The organism is Thiococcus pfennigii, from assembly GCF_016583835.1.
In the GTDB taxonomy this organism is placed as follows: Bacteria; Pseudomonadota; Gammaproteobacteria; order Chromatiales; family Chromatiaceae; genus Thiococcus; species Thiococcus pfennigii.
Window position 1 is genome coordinate 33,734 of the sequence record NZ_NRRW01000022.1, and the last position, 23,804, is coordinate 57,537.

At 67.8% G+C, this 23,804-nt stretch carries 21 protein-coding genes; 13 read left to right on the forward strand and 8 right to left on the reverse strand.

What is annotated here, in order from left to right:
- The first annotated feature begins 8 nt into the window (after positions 1–8).
- On the forward strand, positions 9–1,376 hold the full coding sequence (gene purB, locus CKO41_RS09280) for an adenylosuccinate lyase (RefSeq protein ID WP_200381928.1): 1,368 nt from the start codon (positions 9–11) through the stop codon (positions 1,374–1,376).
- 1,118 nt (positions 1,377–2,494) lie between these two features.
- Here the strand turns inward: purB and CKO41_RS09285 are convergent.
- Complete coding sequence (locus tag CKO41_RS09285; RefSeq protein WP_200381930.1) at positions 2,495–4,552, reverse strand: EAL domain-containing response regulator; 2,058 nt, start codon at positions 4,550–4,552, stop codon at positions 2,495–2,497.
- Positions 4,553–5,428: 876 nt separating this feature from the next.
- Between CKO41_RS09285 and CKO41_RS09290 the strand changes: the two genes are divergently transcribed.
- The 12 genes from CKO41_RS09290 to CKO41_RS09345 all read left to right on the forward strand — a co-directional run bounded on the left by CKO41_RS09290 (position 5,429) and on the right by CKO41_RS09345 (position 19,448).
- The gene (locus CKO41_RS09290) at positions 5,429–6,037 is read left to right on the forward strand and encodes a GspH/FimT family pseudopilin (protein WP_276568927.1); all 609 of its coding nucleotides are present in this window, start codon (positions 5,429–5,431) and stop codon (positions 6,035–6,037) included.
- 4 nt (positions 6,038–6,041) lie between these two features.
- Positions 6,042–6,518: a type IV pilus modification protein PilV gene (pilV, locus tag CKO41_RS09295; RefSeq protein WP_200252943.1), complete on the forward strand. Its 477-nt coding sequence runs from the start codon at positions 6,042–6,044 to the stop codon at positions 6,516–6,518.
- On the forward strand, positions 6,515–7,528 hold the full coding sequence (locus CKO41_RS09300; RefSeq protein WP_200252941.1) for a PilW family protein: 1,014 nt from the start codon (positions 6,515–6,517) through the stop codon (positions 7,526–7,528). The genes pilV and CKO41_RS09300 overlap by 4 nt, the downstream gene beginning before the upstream one ends.
- An 11-nt stretch (positions 7,529–7,539) precedes the next feature.
- The gene (locus tag CKO41_RS09305; protein WP_242464179.1) at positions 7,540–8,106 is read left to right on the forward strand and encodes a pilus assembly PilX family protein; all 567 of its coding nucleotides are present in this window, start codon (positions 7,540–7,542) and stop codon (positions 8,104–8,106) included.
- A 41-nt stretch (positions 8,107–8,147) separates the two neighbouring features.
- A complete protein-coding gene (locus CKO41_RS09310) occupies positions 8,148–13,046 on the forward strand; it encodes a PilC/PilY family type IV pilus protein (protein WP_200381932.1) in 4,899 nt (1,632 codons plus the stop codon).
- Between the two features lie 264 nt (positions 13,047–13,310).
- Positions 13,311–13,745 (forward strand): type IV pilin protein, encoded by a 435-nt coding sequence (locus tag CKO41_RS09315; protein WP_200381934.1) that lies wholly within the window; start codon positions 13,311–13,313, stop codon positions 13,743–13,745.
- Positions 13,746–13,796: 51 nt separating this feature from the next.
- Positions 13,797–14,084, forward strand: coding sequence for a HepT-like ribonuclease domain-containing protein (locus CKO41_RS09320; RefSeq protein WP_200381936.1), 288 nt, complete (start codon positions 13,797–13,799; stop codon positions 14,082–14,084).
- On the forward strand, positions 14,081–14,587 hold the full coding sequence (locus CKO41_RS09325; RefSeq protein WP_200381938.1) for a hypothetical protein: 507 nt from the start codon (positions 14,081–14,083) through the stop codon (positions 14,585–14,587). Before CKO41_RS09320 ends, CKO41_RS09325 begins: the two co-directional genes overlap by 4 nt.
- Before the next feature lie 332 nt (positions 14,588–14,919).
- Positions 14,920–15,186, forward strand: a complete 267-nt coding sequence (locus CKO41_RS09330) for a ribbon-helix-helix domain-containing protein (RefSeq protein WP_200381940.1) — start codon at positions 14,920–14,922, stop codon at positions 15,184–15,186.
- Between the two features lie 17 nt (positions 15,187–15,203).
- Positions 15,204–15,590, forward strand: coding sequence for a PIN domain-containing protein (locus tag CKO41_RS09335; RefSeq protein ID WP_200381941.1), 387 nt, complete (start codon positions 15,204–15,206; stop codon positions 15,588–15,590).
- Between the two features lie 238 nt (positions 15,591–15,828).
- Entirely contained in the window at positions 15,829–17,400 is a 1,572-nt protein-coding gene (locus CKO41_RS09340) for an AAA family ATPase (protein ID WP_200381942.1), read from the forward strand.
- Between the two features lie 476 nt (positions 17,401–17,876).
- A complete protein-coding gene (locus CKO41_RS09345) occupies positions 17,877–19,448 on the forward strand; it encodes an ATP-binding protein (protein WP_200381943.1) in 1,572 nt (523 codons plus the stop codon).
- Between the two features lie 123 nt (positions 19,449–19,571).
- Here the strand turns inward: CKO41_RS09345 and minE are convergent, their stop codons facing one another.
- From minE to CKO41_RS09380, 7 genes are all read right to left on the reverse strand, one after another.
- Entirely contained in the window at positions 19,572–19,841 is a 270-nt protein-coding gene (gene minE, locus CKO41_RS09350) for a cell division topological specificity factor MinE (protein ID WP_200255208.1), read from the reverse strand.
- Positions 19,842–19,846: 5 nt separating this feature from the next.
- Complete coding sequence (gene minD, locus CKO41_RS09355) at positions 19,847–20,659, reverse strand: septum site-determining protein MinD (RefSeq protein WP_200255207.1); 813 nt, start codon at positions 20,657–20,659, stop codon at positions 19,847–19,849.
- A gap of 121 nt (positions 20,660–20,780) precedes the next feature.
- Positions 20,781–21,566, reverse strand: coding sequence for a septum site-determining protein MinC (gene minC / locus CKO41_RS09360; protein ID WP_242464181.1), 786 nt, complete (start codon positions 21,564–21,566; stop codon positions 20,781–20,783).
- A gap of 238 nt (positions 21,567–21,804) precedes the next feature.
- On the reverse strand, positions 21,805–22,149 hold the full coding sequence (locus CKO41_RS09365; RefSeq protein WP_200255203.1) for a histidine triad nucleotide-binding protein: 345 nt from the start codon (positions 22,147–22,149) through the stop codon (positions 21,805–21,807).
- Between the two features lie 41 nt (positions 22,150–22,190).
- The gene (gene recR / locus CKO41_RS09370; RefSeq protein ID WP_200381944.1) at positions 22,191–22,787 is read right to left on the reverse strand and encodes a recombination mediator RecR; all 597 of its coding nucleotides are present in this window, start codon (positions 22,785–22,787) and stop codon (positions 22,191–22,193) included.
- A 5-nt stretch (positions 22,788–22,792) separates the two neighbouring features.
- On the reverse strand, positions 22,793–23,116 hold the full coding sequence (locus CKO41_RS09375; protein WP_200255199.1) for a YbaB/EbfC family nucleoid-associated protein: 324 nt from the start codon (positions 23,114–23,116) through the stop codon (positions 22,793–22,795).
- A 230-nt stretch (positions 23,117–23,346) separates the two neighbouring features.
- A partial coding sequence (locus CKO41_RS09380; protein WP_276568928.1) for a DNA polymerase III subunit gamma/tau C-terminal domain-containing protein occupies positions 23,347–23,804 on the reverse strand: 458 nt, incomplete at its 5' end.

Here is a 23,804-nt window from a genome sequence, read left to right on the forward strand (position 1 = left end):
TCGAAGCCATGGAGCTTTCCGAGCTGACCGCCGTCTCGCCGGTCGACGGCCGCTACGGCGGCAAGACCGCCGACCTGCGGGCCATCTTCAGCGAGTACGGCCTGATCCGCCATCGGGTACTGGTCGAGGTGCGCTGGCTGCAGGCCCTCGCCGCCAACCCGCAGATCACCGAGGTGCCGCCCTTCTCCGAGCACGCCAACCGGGTCCTGAACGACCTGGTCGAAGGCTTCGGCATCGCCGAGGCCCAGCGCGTCAAGGCGATCGAGCGGACCACGAACCACGACGTCAAGGCCGTCGAATACTTCCTGAAGGAGCGGATCGCCGGCAATGCCGAATTGACGGCGGTCGCCGAGTTCTTCCACTTCGCCTGCACGTCGGAAGACATCAACAACCTCTGCCACGCGCTGATGATCCGCGAGGGGCGCGGCCAGGTCCTGCTGCCGCAGATCGACGCCGTCATCCAGGCGGTGCGCGACCTCGCCCACCGCTACGCGGACCTGCCGATGCTCGCCCGCACCCACGGCCAGCCGGCCTCGCCGACGACGCTCGGCAAGGAGATGGCCAACACCGTGCACCGCCTCCACGGCCAGCGCACCCAGCTCGCGGCCGTCGCGCTGCGTGGCAAGATGAACGGCGCGGTCGGCAACTACAACGCCCACCTCGCCGCCTACCCGGACATCGACTGGCCGGCGGTCACCGCCGAGTTCATCGCCTCGCTCGGCCTCGATTGGAGCCCCTATACGACCCAGATCGAGCCGCACGACTACATGGCCGAGCTGTTCCACGCGCTCGTGCGCCTCAATGTCGTGCTGATCGACTTCTGCCGCGACGTCTGGGGCTACATCGCGCTCGGCTACTTCAAGCAGCGCGTCGTCGCCGACGAGGTCGGCTCCTCGACGATGCCGCACAAGGTCAACCCAATCGACTTCGAGAACGCCGAGGGCAACTTGGGGATCGCCAACGCGATCCTCGAACACCTGGCGACCAAGCTGCCGATCTCCCGCTGGCAGCGCGACCTCACCGACTCGACGGTCCTGCGCAACCTCGGTGTCGGCATCGCCCACACGGCGATCGCGCTGCAATCGCTGTCACGCGGCCTGGGCAAGCTGGAGGCCGACGAGAAGCGCCTCGCCGACGACCTCGACGGCAACTGGGAGGTCCTCGCCGAGCCGATCCAGATGGTCATGCGCCGCCACGGCGTCGACCGGCCCTACGAACGGCTCAAGGCCCTGACACGCGGCCAACGCATCGGCCGCGAACAACTCGTCGACTTCATCGCCGCGCTCGAGATCCCCGCCGAGGCCAAGGCCCGGCTCCAGGCCCTCAGCCCGGCGACCTACATCGGCAACGCCGCCGCGCAAGCCCGCACCGTATAGAAACCGACTCGAAAACGACACAGGGCGCACGCCGCCACCCGGCATCGGCCTCGATGGGCGCCGCGTCGCCGGCCGTCGGGTTACGCCCCCCGAGGGGCTAACCCGACCTACGGCCGCGGCGTAGGCCGGCGCCGCCGCGTCTGTGGCACGGCCCGTAGGTCGGGTTAGGCGCGCCGCACGGCCTTCGATGAGAAACAACCGATTGCGCGCGCCGTAACCCGACGCGGCGCCAGCAGGTCGGACACCGCGCCGCCACCCGGCATCGGTCTCGATAGGCACCGCGTCGTCGGCCGTCGGGTTACGCCCCCCGAGGGGCTAACCCGACCTACGGCCGCGGCGTAGGCCAGCGCCGCCGCGTCTGTGGCACGGCCCGTAGGTCGGGTTAGGCGCGCCGCACGGCCTTCGATGAGAAACCACCCGTTGCGCGCGCCGTAACCCGACGCGGCGCCAGCAGGTCGGACACCGCGCCGCCACCCGGCATCGGTCTCGATAGGCACCGCGTCGCCGGCCGTCGGGTTACGCCCCGAGGGGCTAACCCGACCTACGGCCCCGGCGTAGGCCGGTGCGGCCGCGTCCGTGGCACGGCCCGTAGGTCGGGTTAGGCGCGCCGCACGGACTTCGATGAGAAACCACCCGTTGCGCGCGCCGTAACCCGACGCGGCGCCAGCAGGTCGAACACAGCGCCGCTACCCGGCATCGGCCTCGATGGGCGCCGCGTCGCCGGCCGTCGGGTTACGCTTCGAGGGCACGGCGGGATGCGCCCCGAGAGCACGGCGGGATGCGCTGCGCTTTCCCGCCCTACGGCCCTACGGCCCCGGCGCAGACCGCTACGGCCGCGTCCGTGGCACGGCCCGTAGGTCGGGTGAGGCGCGCCGCACGGCCTTCGATGAGAAACAACCGATTGCGCGCGCCGTAACCCGACGCGGCGCCAGCAGGTCGAACACCGCGCCGCCACCCGGCATCGGTCTCGATAGGCACCGCGTCGCCGGCCGTCGGGTTACGCTTCGAGGGCACGGCGGGATGCGCCCCGAGAGCACGGCGGGATGCGCTGCGCTTTCCCGCCCTACGGCCCCGGCGTAGGCCGGTGCGGCCGCGTCGGGATATGGCACATACGCCGCTCAGGCCTCCAGGACGGTGCCGGCAAAGTCGAAATCGAGGTGGGGTCCGGCGGGCTGGACGAAGTTGCCCTGGATCAGGTCCACACCCCCATGCCAGACCTCGCTGATGGCCAGCGGGTCTTCAATGCCGGCGACCATGACCAGGGCGCCGGCGGCGTGCAAGCGATCCACCTGAGCGCGTAGCGCCAGACGCCCGAGGCGCACTGCCCGTTGACAGGGCAGGCGCACCAGGGCCGGACGCAGGCGTTCGAGCAGCCGCCAGACGGCCGGCGTATCCTCCGGGAGATCGGTACAGATACCGATCCCGAGTCGCCCCAGGGCCTCGCCAACCTCGGTGGCCAGGCCCGTATCGGCGAGGAGCTCGGCGCACGAGAAGCGCAGCAGCGGCCGTTGCCTGATCAGGTCGCGGGCGACGATCAGATCGCGCAGATCCTCGACCGCCCGCGCGTCGGCGAAGGTCGCCAGGCGCTGCTGGATCACCAGCCTCAGCCGGTCGTGCCCGATGCCGACGCACTGTTGTACCGCCAGTGCCCGGTCGAGCACCCAGCGATCGATGGCCGCCATCCGGCCGCCACGCTCAGCCGCCGGCAGGAAGTCGCCCGGCGAGAGCAACTCGCCGTCCGGCGCGCGCAGGCGCAGCCACACGTCATAGGGCTCGCCCCGCGGGCGTCGCAGTGGGGCGATCGGCTGGAAGTAGAGCTCGAGGGCCTCCTCCCGCAAGGCCCGCTCGACCAGGCCCGCCAGATGGGCCTCGCGCCCGTCGGCGCTCCGGCGAGGCACCGCCGAGACATGCACGACGAGCCGACCTCCGCCGCTGCGTCGCGCCTCACCGAGGGCGCTCTCGGCGCGCGAAAGGAGCGCGAGCGCATCGCCGCCCGGGCTGTCGAGCGGCGCCAGACCGACGCTCGCCGTGCCCCCTTGGTCCTGCCCGGCGGCCAGCAACCCGGTGGCGACCTCGCGCAGCCGCTCGCCGAGCGCGACCAGGGCTGCGCGATCGGCGCGGCGGGCCAGGACCCCGAAACCGGATTCGGCAAGCGCCGCCAGCACATCGGTCGCCTCCAGACAGGCGACCAGCCCGCTGGCGAACTGCGCCCGCCAGCGCGCCTCGTCGAGCACCCCGGCGGCCTCACCGATCGTGAACGGGCGATCCGGCGCAAGGAGCAACAGACCGTAGCCCGCCCCCTCCAGGGCCGGATCGGCGAGCACGCCCTCCAACCGGCCGAGAAAGGCCCGCCGCTCGAACACCCCGCTCTCTGGCGCATGGCCCTGCTGCTCGCGCGAACGGCTCAGCCGATCCTGAACGACGGCGATCAGCCGATCGGGCAGGATGGGCTTGGGCAAGAAATCATCCCCGCCGACGCGCAGGGTCTCCAACTGCGTGGCCGGATCCGCCTCGCTGGAGAAGAAGACGATCGAAATCGAATGCAGCTCGTCGTGATCGCGGATGATGCGGGTCAACTCGATGCCGCTGACCCCCGGCATGTGTAGATCCATCAGGATCAGGTCGGGGCGAAAGCGCACCAGCGCATCGAGCACCAGCAGCGGATCGCTGACCGCCCGCACCTCCATCCCGACCTTCTCGAGCACCCGGTGGGCGAAGAGCGCCACCACCGGCTGGTCGTCGACGATCAGGATCCGCGGCCGGCTGATCCGATCCCGCACGAGATCGGCCAGCCGGACGCTCAGCGCCTCGCGGGCCAGCGCCTCGTCGGCGAGCGAAAAGAAGCCGTCGGCCCCGGCGCGCAACGCCTCGAGACGCGCCTCGATCCGACCGCTCGCGGCCAGACAGAAGACCCGTGCCCCCTCGCCCAAGCGACCCTTGAGCGCGGCCACCGCCGCCGCCAGAGCGCCCGGCGAGGCGGCGGCTCGAGTATCGACGAGGACCGCCGTCCCCTGACCACCAGCCACGTTCGGCAGCGGATCGGCCGCATCGGCAATCCCGACGAGGGTAGCGCCGACGCGCCGCAGCGCGGTACGTAGCGCCTCCGCGAGCGCCTCGTCGGCGCCGACGTAGACGAGCCGAAGCGGGTTGGACGCGATCGAATCATGGTTAGCCATCGTCCCTATGCACCTCCATGGCAGTGCTGATTGCCGATCCCTGGAACCGGCGAGCCGACACCGGCCGCCCACGGCGAGGGCGAAGCACGCCTCCCCGACGACAGCCGCGACACGAAGGCCGCCCTGCGTCCAGGAGAAATAATCGCCCTAAATCTAGGCCGCCACCGCCGCGACGACAAGCCGCGTAGCGCGCGCCGTAACCCGACGGCGGCCTCCGCCGGGCACCGCATCGCCGGCCGTCGGGTTACGCCCGAGTGCTTACGCCCCGGGTGCGCGGCGGGATGCGCTGCGCTTTCCCGCCCTGCGTTCTACGGCCCCGGCGATACCGGCACGGCCGGCCCGTAGGTCGGGTTAGGCGCGCCGCACGGCCCCCTATGAGAAATCACCGCTCGCGCGCGCCGTAACCCGACGGCGGCCTCCGCCGGGCACCGCATCGCCGGCCGTCGGGTTACGCCCCGAGTGCTTACGCCCCGGGTGCGCGGCGGGATGCGCTGCGCTTTCCCGCCCTGCGTTCTACGGCCCCGGCGATACCGGCACGGCCCGTAGGTCGGGTTAGGCGCGCCGCACGGCCCCCTATGAGAAATCACCGCTCGCGCGCGCCGTAACCCGACGGCGGCCTCCGCCGGGCACCGCATCGCCGGCCGTCGGGTTACGCCCCGAGTGCTTACGCCCCGGGTGCGCGGCGGGATGCGCTGCGCTTTCCCGCCCTACGTTCTGCCCGATGCGACGCAGTGCGTCCTGCCTTGCGGGCACCCATCAGCCGATGAACGGCGCCATTTTCGGGATGGGCTTCGCCCGAAGACGGCGTCGAGCCCCTATCATTAGAGTCCAGAAGACACGATGTCGACGAATTCGTCCTTCCATGCCGCAGGCCCAATGACGACCCGACTCGCCAACCCAGCCGAGCACCAGGCACCCCCGCGCCCCACAGCGGGTTCAACGGCGCGGCGGCCGCGCCACGCCGGCGTGACCCTCATCGAGCTGATCATGACCCTGGCGCTCGCCGGCATCCTGATGGCCCTGGCCGTGCCGAGCTTTCAGAGCGTCATCGCCAACAATCGCTCGACGGCCCAGGCCAACGCGATCGTCACGGCGCTGAGCCTGGCGCGCAGCGAGGCGATCAAGCGCGGCGGTCAGGTGAGCGTCTGCCCATCCGCCGATCCCGAGGCAGCATCGCCTGTCTGCCGCGACGGCACCGATTGGAGCGACGGCTGGATCGTCGTCACGGACTCGGCGGCGAGCGACGCGACGGCCCCCGTCATCGGCACCGTCTTGCGCGTCTGGTCGGCACCGACGGGCATCGCGACCTTCACCGGTCCCAACTGGGTCCGCTACCGCGGCGGCGGCGATGCCAGCCTCTCGGCCGCGATCGAATTCGAGATCGAACCCTCCGGCTGCTCCGGCCAACAGGGGCGCACCATCACGGTCGGCCTGGTCGGCCATGCCACGATCGCCAAGAAGGACTGCGAGAGCGGAGACGAATGACACCATGAACACCCCCTCCGCCCCCCCGCGCCCGGCCACCCAGCGCGGCCTGACGCTGATCGAGGTCCTGATCGCCGCCCTCGTGCTGGCGATCGGCCTGCTCGGCCTCGCCAGCCTGCAAGCGATCTCGATGCAGTTCAACCGCGGCGCGCTCCTGCGCACCCAGGCGACCATCCTCGCCTACGAGATCACCGACGCGATGCGGGCGAATCGGCAGCAGGCCCTCGCCGGGACCTACGGCGCGCCCCCGAACGGCCGAACCTACGACAGCGGTTCCTGCCCCGAAGAAAGCCAAAGCGATATCGCCCAGGATGATCTCCACGGATGGTGCGAGCGCCTGACGCGCCAGTTGCCTGCCGGCGCGGCGACTATCGCAGTGGCCAACGACGGGGCCGCCGAGGTCAGGATCCGCTGGGAGAGCCTGCGCGACTCGACCTGCGAAGACGACGAATGCGAATTCACGTTCGAGACGATCCTATGAATGCCCCGCGCCCGCAGGCCCACCTGCCACCGGCACCCCGCCACCAGCATCGGATCCGCTGGCGGGGTTTCTCGATGGTCGAACTCCTCGTCGCGTTGACGATCGGTCTGTTCCTCTCGGCCGGCGTTCTCCAGCTCTTCCTCGGCACCCGCCAGACCTACCGCTTCGAGGAGTCGCTCGCCCGACTCCAGGAGAACGGCCGCTATGCGATCGAGGCCATCAGCCGGGACCTGCGGATGGTCGGCCATATCGGCTGCGGCCGATTGGGTGACGTACTTCTTACCAATCTGGTCGACCGCGTCGAATTCTCCGACGAGACGCTGATCAGCGACGCGATCGAAGATACCGTAGCCGACGACGTCGCCTCCGGCACCGACTTCATGCGATTGCGCCTGCTCTCGGCCGAGTCCGCCTGGGTCACCAAAGACATGGAGCGCAAGACCGACCCCATTGTCATCGCATCGAACCCAGGCGGTTTCGATGACGACGACATCCTCGCGATCTCGAACTGCGAGAACATCGACATCTTCGCACCCAGCTCGGTCACATCGACGGAGATAACCCCGGCCAATGCGCTTTCAGAGGCCTATAAGGTCGGGAACATCACCGAGGGGGACGAGGATGACAGACCGGGCCGATACGCCAGCGTCGTCAAGCGGCTGCGCGATGTGACCTATTATGTCCACGAAAACGGACTGTGGCGCAGCCGCTATATCCCCGACGAGGACAACGACACGGCCAGGAACATCAAAGAAGAGCTGCTCGACGGCGTCCAGGACATGTGGATCCAGTACGGCACGCCCGATGGATATGAGGACGACCCTGATGACGTTGCGGACTGGCGCGAGGTCAGGGGCGTGCGAATCAGCTTGCTGCTGGTCAGCCCGGACATCGGGTCGAACGACGCCCCCCAGTCGTTGGAGTGGCGGGGCGTCACGCAAGCCTATGAAGACGGCCGCCTGCGCCAGGTCTTCTCGGCGACGATCGCGCTGCGCAATCGGCTGCAATGAGGCATTCCAAGATGGCCAATTCCACCAGACAGGCGATGCCGGCAACGCGCCAGGCGGGCGCAGCCCTCGTGATCGCACTGGTCTTCCTGCTGCTGATGACGATCCTCGGGGTCTCGTCGATGCAAGGCACCGCGCTGCAAGAGCGCATGGCCGGCAATCAGCGCGACCGCAATCAGGCATTCCAAGCCGCCGAGGCCGGCCTGCGCGCGGGTGAGATCTACGTCGACGAAAACTTGAAGGCGCTGACCGAGCTTGCTCGCGCGGAGGGCGTCGGCCTGACCTTTGGCCGCTTCACCGACCCGGCCGCTTGGGAGGCATCGGACGATCCCGACGAAGAGGCGGTGGAGCCGACCTTTACGATCGACAAAGACGACTATGGTGTTGCCAGTGATGTAGCCGTCCATGTCGGCCAATATATCTATTCGGCCCCGGGTCCGGATCTTGATAACTATGAGGTTATTCAACACTTCCCCATCACGGCGCGAAGCGTCGGCGGCTCGGGCTCGACCATCGTGGTACTCCAGAGCTATTGCGCCACGCCCGGCGACATCAGCATCCCGCTATGCGGCCCCCTGTGAACCGGCCGAGCAAGCTGCCCCCTGCGCCCAGGAGCCTCGTCATGCGTTGCGACCAACACCCCCTCGTCCGTCGTCTTTCCGTCCTGATGGGCGCCCTCCTGTTGACGGCGCTCGCGGGCCTCCCGGCCCGGGCCGAGATCAATATCGCCAACTACCCGATGGATCTCGGGGTGGGCGAGGCCGCGCCACCGCTCACGATGCTGGTCATGGGTCGCGATCATACCCTCTACTACGAGGCCTACAACGATGCCTCCGACCTGGACGGAGACGGCGTCCTCGACGTCGGCTACAAGCCGGACAGGATCGACTACTACGGCTATTTCGACTCCAACCTCTGCTACAGCTACGCCAATAGCCGCTTCTCGCCGACGGGCGCCACGGCCGACAAGAAGTGCCCCGGCGCCTGGAGCGGCGACTTCCTCAACTATGTGACCACCGCCCGCATCGATGCGCTGCGCAAGGTCCTCTACGGCGGGCGCCGCATCGCCGATCCCGCCGACCCGGACGAACCGACGATCCTCGAACGCACGTACATTCCCCAGGACGCTCACAGCTGGGGCAAGGAATACCGCAGCATCGCGCACGACGGCTACGACATCGCCGACTACACCCCGCTCTCCCAACCAGCCAGGGGCACCCGCCACCTCTTCGCCAACACGACACTACTCAAGACCGGCAACAAGGAACCGTTGATGCGGGTGCTGACCAATTCGAAGTATCGGATTTGGGAGTGGATCGCGATCGAACGGCCGGTAGCCGGCGATAGATGCGAGCACGGTGGCAGCGGACCGACCTGCACGACATCGGCAACCGAACAATGGGTAACGGTTCCGGAATCCGTTCTAGACATCACCCAAACGACCTACCGAATTACCAGCACCGATCAAAGCACGGGCGGCAACTACCCGACGAACTCGACTCAGTTCGACAACCTCGTGAGCAAGAATGCGACGCCCAGCAACCTGTGTGGTTCCAAACGCGCCTCGACGATCGACGGCACCGGCAACCCATTCGCGAACGTGAACGGTTGCACCAACGATTACTATCTGACCATCTTCTCCGGCCGAATCTATATTGCCGAGACCGGCACCTACACCTTCTCCGTCGACGGCGACGACGCCGTAGACGTGGAGATCGATGGCCGCACAGTCGCATCCTGGTATGACGGCCACGGCGTTTGCAACTGCAATACCCACACGGGCACCACCTCTCTGATGGCCGGGTGGCACACCATCCAGTTCAGGCATCAGGAGTGGGCTGGCGGCGACGCATATTACCTCAGATGGCAACTCTCCACGCCAGGTTCATCGCGGACGGATTATGTCGTTCGCGTCCAAGTCTGCGACCCACTGATCCCCGACGACAACTGCAAGGAGTATCCTGACGGCAACCTCAAGCCGGTCGGTCTTCTCCAGGATTACGGCGAATCCGATAAGATGCTCTTCGGGCTCGTCTCCGGGAGCTTCACGAGCCCGAAGAATAAGGCCGGCGGCGTGCTGCGCAAGAACATCGAGAGCTTCCGCGACGAGATCGATCCTGACACGGGGAGTTTCCGGACCGACGTCCTCGGCATCGTCCGCACGATCGACCGGTTCCGCATCGTCGATTTCGATATGGGCCAGAACTATAACTACGCCGGTGGCTGGCGGACCACCAGTTCGATGGCCGACGGAGGCAGCTTTCCCGACTGGGGCAACCCGATCGGGGAGATGATGTACGAGAGCCTGCGCTATTTCTCCGGCAAGACCAGTCCAACGAGCGCATTCGTGCCATCGCTGACAGATGGCCACGAACAGATCACCCTGAGGGACCATTCCGGTTCATCGACGATGCGGCTTCCAGCACCGGCCTGGGAAGACCCCTATACCCGCGACGACTCCCTCGCCTTCTACTGCTCCCCGGGTGTGCAACTGGTCATCAGCGACGTCAATCCGTCCTACGACACCGACGCGGTCCCAGGCACCTCGTTCGGTAGCTTCTCCGGGGACATCTCGGGCCTGAACGTCACGAGCGAGGCCCAGGAGATCTGGGACGCGGAGCACGGCGGTCCCAGCCAGCACTTCATCGGCCAATCGGGCGATGAGAGCGACGGCGCCCCGACTGCGAAGACGGTCACCAGCCTCGGCAACATCCGCGGCTTGTCCCCGGCCGAGCCGACCAAGCAGGGCGGCTACTATTCCGCTTCCATCGCCCGCTTCGGCTACACCAACGACATCCGCGACGACCTGGACGACGACCAGAACCTCACCACCTTCGCGGTCGCCCTGGCCTCGCCGCTGCCGCGGCTCGAGATCCCGGTCGGCGGCACCCGGATCACACTGGTACCCTTCGCCAAGTCCGTCGCCGGCAACAGTATCTCCGCGACGAAGGGCCAATTCCAGCCGACCGACACGATCGTCGACTTCTTCGTCGAATCGTTCGCGAACACGGATCCTCAGGGCTCCGATGCCGATGCGTCGGTCAACGAAGGCCGGCCCTACGCGAAATTCCGCATCAACTTCGAGGACGTCGAACAGGGCGCCGATCACGACATGGACGCCATCGTCAGCTACGAACTCGCCGTAACCGCGGACGATGAACTCATCGTCACGCTGAATTCGGAGTACGCCGCGGGCGGCATCACGCAATACATGGGCTATGTCATCTCGGGAACGACGGCCGACGGCGTCTACCTGGAGGTCCGCGACCAGAAGACCGGCGAAGGCAGCGGCCAGGATCCCGTCTATTTCCTCAACACACCACCAGGCCAGTCTCCAGGATACTGCGATGGCCCGTCCCCGCCGTCGGGATGCGCGCCCCTGCCCTTTACCGCCTCGCGTACCTTCGAGCCGAACCTCGGGGCGCAGGCCGCCACCGTCCTCGAGAACCCGCTCTGGTACGCGGCCAAGTACGGCTCCGACGATGATCCGGAACCGGGGGAGACCTCGCCCAACTATTTCCTCGTCACCAACGCCGGCAATCTGAAGGCGCAGATGGAGGAGGCCTTCCGGCAGATCCTGCTGCTCAGCGAACAATCCGGCGCCGCCGCCGCCGCGAGTTCGTCCTTCTTGTCGAGCGAGACCCTCCTGTACACGGTCAGCTTCCGCAGCGAAGACTGGTCCGGGGCCCTGATCGCCCGGGAGATCGAGGGGGACGGTCAGCTCGGCAGCACCGCCTGGGACGCGGAGGTACGGCTGCGCGACACGAGGCCCGACAACCGCAATATCGTCACCGTGAGCCTGGAGTACGACGAAGACAGCGGCGAGTACGAGCGCACCCCAGTCGACTTCGCGTTCGAAGACCTGAGCGAACGTCAACAGGCCAACCTCGACTGGGGCCCGAGCAGCGAGTCGCAAGGCTACGAGCGCGACACGGGTGACGGCCTCGCCGCCGCGCGCATCGCCTGGCTGCGCGGTGACGACGACGCCCACGAGTCGTTTCGCAGCCGGGTGTCGGACGAGGGCGACCTGCGCCTCCTCGGCGACATCATCAACGCCAGCCCGCAGTACGTCGGCAGCTACTACCCTGGCAGCAGCCGACTCCTCGGTGCCCCCGCCTACCGCGACCGGCCGGATATGATCTACATCGCCGCCAACGACGGCATGCTCCACGGCTTCAACGCGAAGACCGGCGCCGAGGAGCTCGCCTTCGTACCCAGCGCACTGCTGGAGCGAGAGACCGGGGAGGCGTTCACACCCCTCAGCCGCCTGATGGACCCCGACTATGTCGACGGCCTCGGCAGCCACCGCTACCTGGTCGATGGGACGCCCGTGATCGAGGAGGCGTACATCAAGGACGCCTGGCGGACCATCCTCGTCGGCAGCCAGGGCGCCGGCGGCCGGACGGTCTTCGCGCTCGACGTCACCGCGCCCAAGTCGTTCGGACCGAGCGACGTGCTCTGGGAGTTCACGGATCGGGACCTCGGCTATGGCGTCGGCCAACCCGTAATCGCCCGGCTCAGCACGGGCCAGTGGGCAGCGATCTTCGGCAACGGCTACAACGGCAGCAGCCAGAGGGCGATCCTCTTCGTCGTCGAGCTCGCGACCGGCGATCTGATCGCGAAGATCGACACGGGCGAGGGGGGCGGTGACGCCCCGAACGGCCTGGCCTCACCGAAGTGGACCCACTGGCCAGCCAATGACCTGACGGTCAACCACGTCTACGCCGGCGATCTGCAAGGCCACTTGTGGCGCTTCACGCTCGCTGACGCGAACAAGGCGAACTGGAGTGTCAAGGAGCTGTTCACGGCGACCGACGGCAGCGGCAACCCGCAGCCGATCACGGCCCGCCCGGCGATCGCTTATGCCCCCGGCGACAAGGACACCCTGATGGTGGCCTTCGGCACCGGCAGCTACTTCCGCGTGGAGGACGCCGCCGATACCCAGGTCCAGACCCTCTACGGCATCCGCGACAGCCTGACCGGCACCTACCCGATCGGCCGCAGCGAACTGCTCCGGCAGGAGATCGAGTCCGAGACCGAGATCGAGATCGGCGGCGAGGACTATCTGCTGCGCACCGTGTCCGAGACCGACTGGGACAGCGACAAGCGGGGCTGGTACCTCGATCTCGATTACGACACCAGCCCAGGCGAGCGGGTCATCAGCGAGGCGACCTTCCCGTTCGGATCGACGACCGATCACGTCCGCTTCACGACCCTGATCCCGAGCGATGACCCCTGCGTCGGCGGGCGCGAAGGGTTCCTCTACGACCTCGAGCTCCTGACCGGTGGGCGCTATGGGAGCCCAGTCTTCGACCTGGATGGCGACGGTGACATCGACAGTGACGATACGATCGACGGCATCCCGCCGAGCGGCATCGGCTTTGGGAGCGGAGAGCGGCTAACGGTGGTGCAGATCCCAGGCACCGGCATTGCAATCGGTAGCAGTGGCCGCGGCGAAGTGTTGCCTCTGGAAGGCGATAGTAATGCGTTCGGCCGCCAATCCTGGCAGCAGTTCAGATAGATGACGCACCGCACGTCGCCACGTGATGCCCAGAACGGATCGGGCACCCCGCGGCGCGTTGCGGGCCGAGCCCATCTGCTCGCGAAGGACTGCCCCTTGGGTGCCGAATGACCAGCGTTCCTCGCCGAGTCGCACCCCTGTTCGGGTGGCCGTCGAACCTTGCGTTTCTCCCGCGGTGCGGGCCGACAGACCAATCTCCGCCCCTTTTCGAACCCTCGCCTGGCGCGCACGCCGCGCCTCGCGCTCCCAACCTCGGAGAACCCCATGAAGATGACCCGTGTCCGCCCCCGCGGCTTCACCCTGATCGAACTGATGATCACGGTGGCGATCGTCGGCATCCTCGCCGCCATCGCCTATCCGTCCTACCAAGAACAGATCCGCAAGGCGCGCCGGGCGGACGCCCAGGCGGCGCTGCTCGAGCTGGCGCAGTTCATGGAGCGCTATTACACGATGAACAATACCTATGCCGGGGCCGACGACGAAGGCACGTTGCCTTTCGAAAAGGCCCCAAAGGACGGGGATGCCACCTATTACACCATCGACTTCGAGGGAGTGCCTGACGGCACCTCCTACACCCTCGTCGCCACACCAGCCGGGGCGATGACTGGCGACAAGTGCGGGACCCTGTCTATCAATGCAGCCGGCGTCAAGGGGATCTCCGCCGAAGACGTCGACCTATCGGTCTGCTGGCGTCAATGAGCTGAATCGTCTTTCTGGTCTTTCCTCGGGTCGCGAGGCCCTGATTCGCGAGTGGCCACGCGCCGCCACCGAGGCCGCTGTCGGGTTACGCCCCGAGGGGCTAACCCGACCTACGGCCTGGAGGTCATCGGCGAGGCCGATGGACGCGTCTCGACCGAATCGACGTCCGCGCTGCCGGCGGTTCCCTGGCGAGAGGTCACCGGCATGCGGCACCGGCTGATCCAAGGCTATGCGACAGTCGATGTGGACTTGGTCTGCGCGGGAGTCAACGAAGAGATCGCTCCATCGATCGACATCCTCGAACCGCTCGTACCCGCCGAGGATGACACGAACGCATGAACGCGAAACGTCTGCTGACTCTGTATGACCGCATCGCGGATGCCCCCAATGCCATCCCACGCCTGCGCCGCTTCGTGCTGAACCTCGCCGTGCGCGGGAAACTGGTGGCGCAGGACCCGGCTGACGAACCAGCGTCCGAGTTGCTGAAGCGGATCGCGGCGGAGAAAGCGCGGTTGGTGAAAGCGGGGGAAATCAGGAAACCGAAGGCCGTCCCACCTCTCGTGCACGCTGATCTACCGTTCACTCTGCCACACGGATGGGCATGGACGCAGATCGCGGAGCTTGGCGTCATCAGTCCTCGCAACGAGGCCCCCGACGACCTCGAGGCATCATGCGTTCCGATGTCGATGATCGCCGCAGAATATGCGTGGCGAACGGACACGAACCGCGTCCGTGGGGACAAATCAAGAAGGGCTACACCCACTTTGCGGACGGCGATGTGGGGCTCGTCACGATTACGCCTTGCTTCGAGAACGGCAAATCGACGGTATTCCGAAACCTGACGGGCAGCATCGGCGCCGGGACCACTGAATTGCATGTCGTTCGCCCGCTCTTCGTCGAGGCCGACTAGATCGTCTTGTCCCTCAAGAGTCCGCATTTCATCGAAACCGGCATTCCGATGACCCCGCCGAGGAGGTGGCGGCCTAGGCGGGGCAGCGCGATCGACCGCCGGCCGCCACCGCCGGTCGCTTGCCCAATCGCCCGCAAGCAGGCTCCTACCCCGCGGCCGAGTCTCGCTTCTACACGGAGTGTGCGAACGAGTCGGCGATCCCTCGTTGCCTGGCCGCTACCCCCTTTATTACTTTACGTATTCACCTGCGACCGGAGTGCCGTCATGGGAACGAGAACAGTCCGTCTCGACGAGGAAGCCGAGAAGACATTGGACCGCCTGCGCAATCTGACCGGGCTCTCGATCTCCGAGGTCCTGAAGCGGGGTTTGAGCGCCTACGAGAGCGAGGCCATGAAGCAGGCCAGGCGCACCCCCAACGACATTCACTCCGAGCTCGATCTCGGCGAGGGCGGTTACGCGATCGCTCCGGCGAGCGAGACCAAACACGCCGTCCGGGAGGCGATCCGCCGGAAGCACCGGCGGCGATCCTGACCGACACGGGTCCCCTGGTGGCCCTGTTCGATCCCGCCGACGGCAGTCACACCCACTGCAAGGAGATATTGGCCAAAGTCACCGAGCCGCTGTGCACCACGGTTCCGGTGCTGACCGGGGCCTTTCATCTACTGACCCCAGCCAGCATCGGCGCGCGGCGCCCGGTGGACTTCGTCGCGGCGCGCGGACTCGAGGTCCGCTACCTGGACGATCGCACGCTGACACGCGCCTTTGCCTTGATGGTGCGCCATGCGGATCACCCGATGGACTTGGCGGACGCCTCCCTGGTCGTGCTGGCCGAAACGCTCGGCTTGCGCAAGGTCTTCACGATCGACCGCGGCGACTTCGCTACCTATCGGATCCAGCAGGGACCCCGCCAGCTCGCCTTCGAGATCCTGTCCTGATCATCGCTGCCGCGTCGGAACGGCAAGCCCGAGAACGATCGGGCTCACCACCTCGATAGACACCGGGAGTGCGCGCCGGAGAATGGGCAAACCGCTGGCGGGATTCCCGGCGCCCTCGGAGGTGCGCGACCCGGGCGGGTCTTGCGACCCGCATCGGGCGATCCTCCGACCGCTGCCGCGCGGGTGCCGGCCGGCCGTGCTAGGCTGACGTGGTGCTGACTCCGTGCCAGGGGAACCCATGCGTTTCTTCAACACCGAAGGTCCGGTGCGAGCAGAGGACCACTACAGCCTGCCGCCGCTGTCGCGCTGGGATCTGGGGGAAGTCCTTCGCCTGATCGACCAGAAGAAATACTTCCTGCTCCATGCCCCGCGCCAGACCGGCAAGACCACCTGCCTGCTGGCGCTGATGGCGCATCTGAATCGGGACGGACGCTATCGCGCCGTCTATGCCAACATCGAGGCGGCGCAGACCGCGCGCGAGGATGTCGCCCGCGGCATGGCGGCGATCTGTAGTGTCCTGGGGCGTTCGATCCGGCTCTATCTGAACGACGCGCGTCCCGATGACTGGCAGCACCGCGAGGGGGCGATCTTTGCGCCCGAGGACCGCCTCGCGCGCCTGTTGGAGTTCTGGTCGGGCGCCGATCCGCGCCCGGCGGTGCTGTTATTGGACGAGGTCGATGCCCTGATCGGCGACACCCTCATTTCGCTGCTGCGCCAGTTGCGCGCCGGCTATCCCCAGCGCCCCCATGCCTTCCCGCAGACCGTCGTGCTGTGCGGGGTGCGCGACCTGCGCGACTACCGGATTCACGCCAGCTCCGAGCGCGCGGTCATCACCGGCGGCAGCGCCTTCAATATCAAGGCCAAGTCGCTGCGCCTCGCCGACTTCACGGCCGAGGAGACTCGCACCCTGTTGCTGGAGCATACCGAAGAGACCGGACAGGTCTTCACGGCGGAAGCCCTCGGGCGCGTCTGGGCACTGACGCAGGGCCAGCCCTGGCTGGTCAATGCGCTGGCCTACCGCGCCTGTTTCGAGCTGCCCGTCGGCCGCGACCGCACCCAGCCCATCACCCTGGAACTCATCGACCAGGCCAAGGAGGCGATGATCCTCGAGCGCGTGACCCATCTCGATCAGCTCGCCCACAAATTGCGCGAACCCCGGGTGCGCCATGTCATCGAGCCGATGCTAGCCGGCACCGCCTTGGGCGATGTGCCCGACGACGATATCCAGTATCTGCTCGATCTGGGGTTGCTGCGCCAGTCCGCCGGGGGCTTGCGCGTCGCCAATCCGATCTATCGCGAAGTCCTGCCGCGCATGCTGGCCTTCACCCCGCAAGCCTCGCTGCCCCAGATCGCCCCCACCTGGCTCGATCCCGATGGCACGCTGAACCCCGACGCCTTGCTCGATGCCTTCCTCGCCTTCTGGCGCCAGCACGGCGAACCCTTGCTCGGCAGCGCCCCCTATCACGAGATCGCCCCCCATCTGGTGCTCATGGCCTTCCTGCACCGGGTGGTCAACGGCGGTGGCACCCTGGAGCGCGAATACGCGATCGGTAAGGGCCGCATGGATCTGTGTCTGCGCTACGGCCCGGTCACCTTGGGCATGGAACTCAAGGTCTGGCGCGACGGCGCCCCGGACCCGCTCGCCGAGGGGCTGGGGCAACTGGACGGCTACCTCGCCGGGCTGGGTCTGAACAGCGGCTGGCTGGTGCTCTTCGACCGGCGCTCGGGACAGCCGCCGCTCGCCGAACGCACCGCCAGCACCACCCAGATCAGCCCGCAGGGGCACACGATTCGGGTGATCCGCGCCTGAGTCACGGCTCAACAATTGGCGATGCATGCGCCTGTGGCGGGCGAGACGCCCGCCACAGTGTCACGCAATTAGCCGCTCGAACCGCCCGTGCTATGCTCGCCGCGCCCCCTGATCCGCGAGGTGCGTCATGCGATTCTTCAACACCGAAGGACGTAGGACGTAGGGCGGGAAAGCACAGCGCATCCCGCCATCGACGGGTCGCCAACCCCTGATGGCGAGGCTCGCGCAGCCAGGCCGCCGCATGGGGAAACCGGCCGGGATCGTAACGCGACAAGCCCTTTTCATCGGCTGCGGGAGGCGCGACCGTGACATCGTGAGCGGCGGGATGCGCTTCGCTTTCCCGCCCTACGGGCTGGGAGGCGCGCGACCCGGGCGGGTCCTGCGGCCCGGTCCGGGCGATCCTCCGACCGCTGCCGCGCGGGTGCCGGTCAGCCGTGATAGGCTGACGTCGTGCTCACTCCGTGCCAGGGGAACCCATGCGTTTCTTCAACACCGAAGGTCCGGTGCGGCCGGACGACCACTACTGCCTGCCGCCGCTGTCGCGCTGGGATCTGGACGAGATCCTCAGCTTGGTCGACCAGAAGAAATACTTCCTGCTCCATGCCCCGCGCCAGACCGGCAAGACCACCTGCCTGCTGGCGCTCATGGAGCATCTGAATCGCGACGGACGCTATCGCGCCGTCTATGCCAACCTGGAGGGAGCCCAGGCCTGGCGCGAACGCCTCGCCGAAGCCATAGCGACCATCGTCACCGATATCGCCAACTCGGCCCAGGTCTGGCTCGGCGACGAGGCGCGCCCGCGCCACGCGCAGGAGGTGTTGTCCAACACCGCACCCGGCTCGGCGCTGAGCATCTTTCTCAGCCAGTGGTGCCAACGCACGCCGCAACCGCTGGTGCTGCTCCTCGACGAGGTCGATGCCCTGATCGGCGACACCCTCATTTCGCTGCTGCGCCAGTTGCGCGCCGGCTATCCCCAGCGCCCCCAGGCCTTCCCGCAGACCGTCGTGCTGTGCGGGGTGCGCGACCTGCGCGACTACCGGATTCACGCCAGCTCCGAGCGCGCGGTCATCACCGGCGGCAGCGCCTTCAATATCAAGGCCAAGTCGCTGCGCCTCGGGGACTTCACGGCCGAGGAGACTCGCACCCTGTTGCTGGCGCATACCGAAGAGACCGGACAGGTCTTCACGGCGGAAGCCCTCGAGCGCGTCTGGGCACTGACGCAGGGCCAGCCCTGGCTGGTCAATGCGCTGGCCTACCGCGCCTGTTTCGAGCTGCCCGCCGGCCGCGACCGCACCCAGCCCATCACCCTGGAACTCATCGACCAGGCCAAGGAGGCGATGATCCTCGAGCGCGTGACCCATCTCGATCAGCTCGCCCACAAATTGCGCGAACCCCGGGTGCGCCATGTCATCGAGCCGATGCTAGCCGGCACCGCCTTGGGCGATGTGCCCGACGACGATATCCAGTATCTGCTCGATCTGGGGTTGCTGCGCCAGTCCGCCGGGGGCTTGCGCGTCGCCAATCCGATCTATCGCGAAGTCCTGCCGCGCATGCTGGCCTTCACCCCGCAAGCCTCGCTGCCCCAGATCGCCCCCACCTGGCTCGATCCCGATGGCACGCTGAACCCCGACGCCTTGCTCGATGCCTTCCTCGCCTTCTGGCGCCAGCACGGCGAACCCTTGCTCGGCAGCGCCCCCTATCACGAGATCGCCCCCCATCTGGTGCTCATGGCCTTCCTGCACCGGGTGGTCAACGGCGGTGGCACCCTGGAGCGCGAATACGCAATCGGTAAGGGCCGCATGGATCTGTGTCTGCGCTACGGCCCGGTCACCTTGGGCATGGAACTCAAGGTCTGGCGCGACGGCGCCCCGGACCCGCTCGCCGAGGGGCTGGGGCAACTGGACGGCTACCTCGCCGGGCTGGGTCTGAACAGCGGCTGGCTGGTGCTCTTCGACCGGCGCTCGGGACAGCCGCCGCTCGCCGAACGCACCGCCAGTACCACCCAGATCAGCCCGCAGGGGCGCACGATTCGGGTGATCCGCGCCTGAGGCCACGGACTACTCTCAAGAATGCCGGCCCTGCCGACCGCGCGCCGAGGCCTCTCACCGGTCAGCTGCGGTGCCGAGCCCCGCCCCCCGCCCAACCTGGCGGGAGGGACGGGGCTGGGGCGCTCAGGCGCGCTCTTCGGCCGGTTCCGGGAGGACGATGTTGACCTCGAGGGTCTCTCGGTCGTCGTCCTGCTCGTAGTTGACCGAGACCGCGTCCATGTCGACGGCCACGTATTTGCGGATCACGTCCAGGATGTCCCGCTGCATGTTCAGCAGATAGGTGGGGCGATTGCGCTCTGCCCGATCATGGGCGACGAGGATCTGCAGGCGCTCCTTGGCGACGGTCGCACTGCCCTTGGGACGCTGGCCACGAAAATAGTCGAGCAACCCCATGGTGATCACCCCCTCTTCAACAGACGGCTGAAGAAGCCCTTCTTCTCGACGGCCAGGAAGCGATGTGGCACATCTTCGCCCAGATAGCGGGCAACCATGTCGCCATAGGCCTGACCCGCCGGACTGATCTTGTCGAGGACCACCGGCGTCCCGGCGTTCGAGGCGTTGAGCACGGCCTGCGACTCGGGGACGACGCCGAGCAGGTCCATCGACAGGATCTCCTGCACGTCCTCGACGCTCAGCATCTCGCCATGCGCGACCCGCTCCGGGGAATAGCGCGTCAAGAGCAGGAACTCCCGGATCGGCTCGGCATTGGTCTCGGCCCGCTGGGACTTGCTCGAGAGGATCCCGAGCATGCGGTCGGAGTCGCGCACCGAGGAGACCTCGGGGTTGGTCACGACGATCGCGTCGTCGGCGTAGTACATGGCCATCATCGCGCCATGTTCGATGCCGGCCGGCGAATCGCAGACGACGAAGTCGAAGGTCTTCGAGAGTTCCTCGATGACGGCCCCGACGCCCTCTTTCGTCAGCGCGTCCTTGTCGCGGGTCTGCGAGGCCGGCAGGACATAGAGCTGATCGCAGCGCTTGTCGCGGATCAGGGCCTGATTCAGGTTGGCCTCGCCGTTGATGACGTTGACGAAATCATAGACCACGCGCCGCTCGCAGCCCATGATGAGGTCGAGATTGCGCAGGCCGACGTCGAAATCGATGACCGCGGTCTTGTGACCACGCAGCGCCAGCCCCATGGAGAAGGCCGCTGCGGTCGTCGTCTTGCCGACGCCACCCTTGCCCGAGGTGATAACGATGATTCTGGCCAATCTCTGGCCCTCCTGGTTTTGCTAACGGGAAAAGCGAATGATCGATCGCGCCCGCGTCCGGACCGCCACGGGCACCGCCGAGGCCAGCCGGTGCGGCCTCGGCCACGGCGTACCGGCGGTGCTACAGCGGCTCGATCCGCAGCGCCTGGCCATCGAGGAAGATCTGCACCGCCACGCCGCGCAGCGCCGCCGGGATGTTCTCGCTGACCCGGTAGTGGCCGGCGATGGAGACCAGCTCGGCCTGCAAGTCCTGGCAGAAGATCCGCGCCTCGACATTGCCGTTCATCCCGGCCATCGCCCGGCCGCGCAACGGGCCGTAGACATGGATGTTGCCCTCGGCCATCAGCTCGGCGCCGGAACTCACGGCGCCGACGATCGAGAGATCGCCGCCCAGCGCATGGATGCGTTGACCGGAGCGAATCGGGCGGTTGATCAGCGTGAAGCTGCCCGAGGGCGGCGGGGCCGCCGCGAGCGGCTCATGGTCGGGCTCGGGCTCCGTCCGGGGCGCCGGCCGGCGTGGCGCCGGGGGCGGCGCGCCTCGGCCCTGGGCCTTGTCGCGCGGCACCCGCGATTCGCCGAGGACCGCGAGCTCCATCGCCTGCGCCGCCCGGTGGTGTTGCTCGGTGCCCCCGCGCACGCCGAAGGGCAGCATGCCGTGGCCGCGCAGCAGGCCGACCAACATTGGGAATTCGACGTCGCGCTCGGTCTCTGGCAGGCCGCCCAGGTCGATGACGACGGGCGTGTTGCGGAAGAAGTCCGGCGCCTGCTCGACCTTGGCGGCGAGCTGGGCCGCGACCGCGTCCAGGTCCACGTCGAGCAGGCGGATGATCGGTAGCGTGAAGCCGGCCGATTTGAGTTCGAAGGCGGGCTTGATGCCACCAACCATCTGATCAGCTTTCGATGCCATCTTGTCGGCCGTCAGGCCCCCCTGTCCCGAGAAGCGTCATGCGGAAAGGCCCGCACCGGCGGGCCTCGGTCAATCGTTTCATCATCGGCGGACCGCCGCGTGGTCGCGGCCGCCCAATCGGCACCGCCGGCGCCTCCCCATGGCGCGGCGACCCGCCCGGCACCCGGCACGGACCCCGACGGCGGCGCCCGATCGGACACCGCCCCGAGCACCCACGGTGCCCCTGCGCGTGCCCCGTTCAGCCGGGCGGCCATTGTAGCGGCCGCCCCCCGAGCACGTGCAGGTGCAGGTGGAAGACCGTCTGGCCGGCCGCCGCGTTGCAGTTGACGACGACGCGGTAGCCAGCCTCGGCGATGCCCTCGTGGGCGGCGACCTTGGCCGCGGCGAGGAACAGCTTGCCGAGCAGCTCGGCATCCTCGGGGGCGGCATCGTTCAGCGTGCGGATCGGCTTGCGCGGGATCACCAGCACATGGGTCGGCGCCTGCGGGCTGAGGTCGCGGAAGGCGACGATCTCGTCGTCCTGATAGACGATGTCGGCCGGGATCTCGCCGGCGGCGATCTTACCGAAGATGGTCTCGGACATGGCGCACTCCTCGTCGATTCAACACCCGAATCCGGCCGCCATCACAGGGCATGACGACCGACGAAGGCATGGGCGAGCGTGCCCCCGTCGACCATCTCCAGATCGCCGCCGAGCGGCACGCCGTGGGCGATCCGGGTCACGCCGACCCCGGCGCTCGTCGCGAGCTGGGCGATGTACTGGGCCGTCGCCCCGCCTTCGACCGTCGGGTTCGTGGCCAGGATCAGCTCGGCGATCCCGTCGCGGCGCAGGCGCTCGGCGAGGAGGTCCAGGCCGAGCTCGTCCGGGCCGATCCCGTCGAGCGGCGACAGGCGGCCGCCGAGCACGAAGTAGAGCCCACGGTAATCGGTCGCCTGCTCGATGGCAATCACCCCGGAGGGCTGCTCGACGACGCACAGCAGCGTCGCGTCGCGGCGCGGATTGGCGCAGAGCCCGCAGAGCTCGGTCTCGCTCAGCGTGCGGCACTTGCGACAGCGCGTGACGCGGGCCATCGCCTCGGCGAGGACGCGGGCGAGCTCGCGGCCGCCGTCGCGGTCGCGCTCGAGCAGGTGGAAGGCCATGCGCTGCGCCGACTTCGGCCCCACCCCGGGCAGGCAGCGCAGGGCGTCGATCAGCTGGCTGACCAGCGGCAGCTCGGTCACGGCGACTAGAAGGGCATCTTGAAGCCGGGCGGAAGCGGCAGACCGGCCGTGACGCCGGCCATGTTCTCCTGGGCCTTCTCGGCGACCCGCTTCACGGCGTCGTTGACGGCGGCGGCCACCAGGTCTTCGAGCATCTCCTTGTCGTCGCCGAACAGCGTGGGGTCGATCTCGACCCGCTTGACCTCATGTCGGCCGGTCATGGTGACCTTGACCATACCACCGCCGGACTCGCCGACGACCTCCTCCCGCGCCAACTGCTCCTGCGCCTTCTGGAGATCTTCCTGCATCTTCTGGGCTTGCTTGAGGATATTGCCTAGTCCAGCTTTCACGCGTGTCTTACCTCTGTTTGGCTCGTTACCGTCAAGGAACGATGCGAAAATGACCGGTGCATGCGATCGGGTCGAGCTACCGTGCGACACGCAGCCTGTCGGGTTACCGTGCGCGCGCCCCGTGCCTTCTCATCGAAGGCCGTGCGGGTGCGCCTCCCCTCCCGCCCCTGTCGTCGCCCGGCGCACGACGGCCGGGATCCTATCGACCCGCGGCGCCGCGGGGCGGCCTGTCAATGGCTGGGCTTGATGCTGCCCGATACCCATTCCGCGTCGAACTGCTCCCGGATCGCGCAGGCCACCGGGTCCTGCTGCATCGTCTGCTGCGCCTCGGCCTGCCGCTCGGCGGCCTGGCGGCGGCGGCGCTGCGCCGGGGTCTCCCCCTCCGGACGGGACAGACAGATCTCCAGGCGCAGGTCGACGCCGAGGGCCTGCCCCAGCGCCTGCCGGAGCCGCGCCTCGGCGCTCGCCACCCGCACATGCTGGCTGGCAACATCCAGGTTCAGCCGCAGGCATTGGCCGTCCCAACCGATCAGCTCGCAGTGGTGCGCCAGCTCGTTGGCCATGCCCCCGAGCTTGAGCTCGCCGATCAGTCGGTGCCAATCCTCGGCCCCGGCGAGGGACCGCCCCGGGACCGCGGCGGGCACCTCGACAGCCGCCGGCGCGACCGCGACCGCCGGCCGGGGCGGAG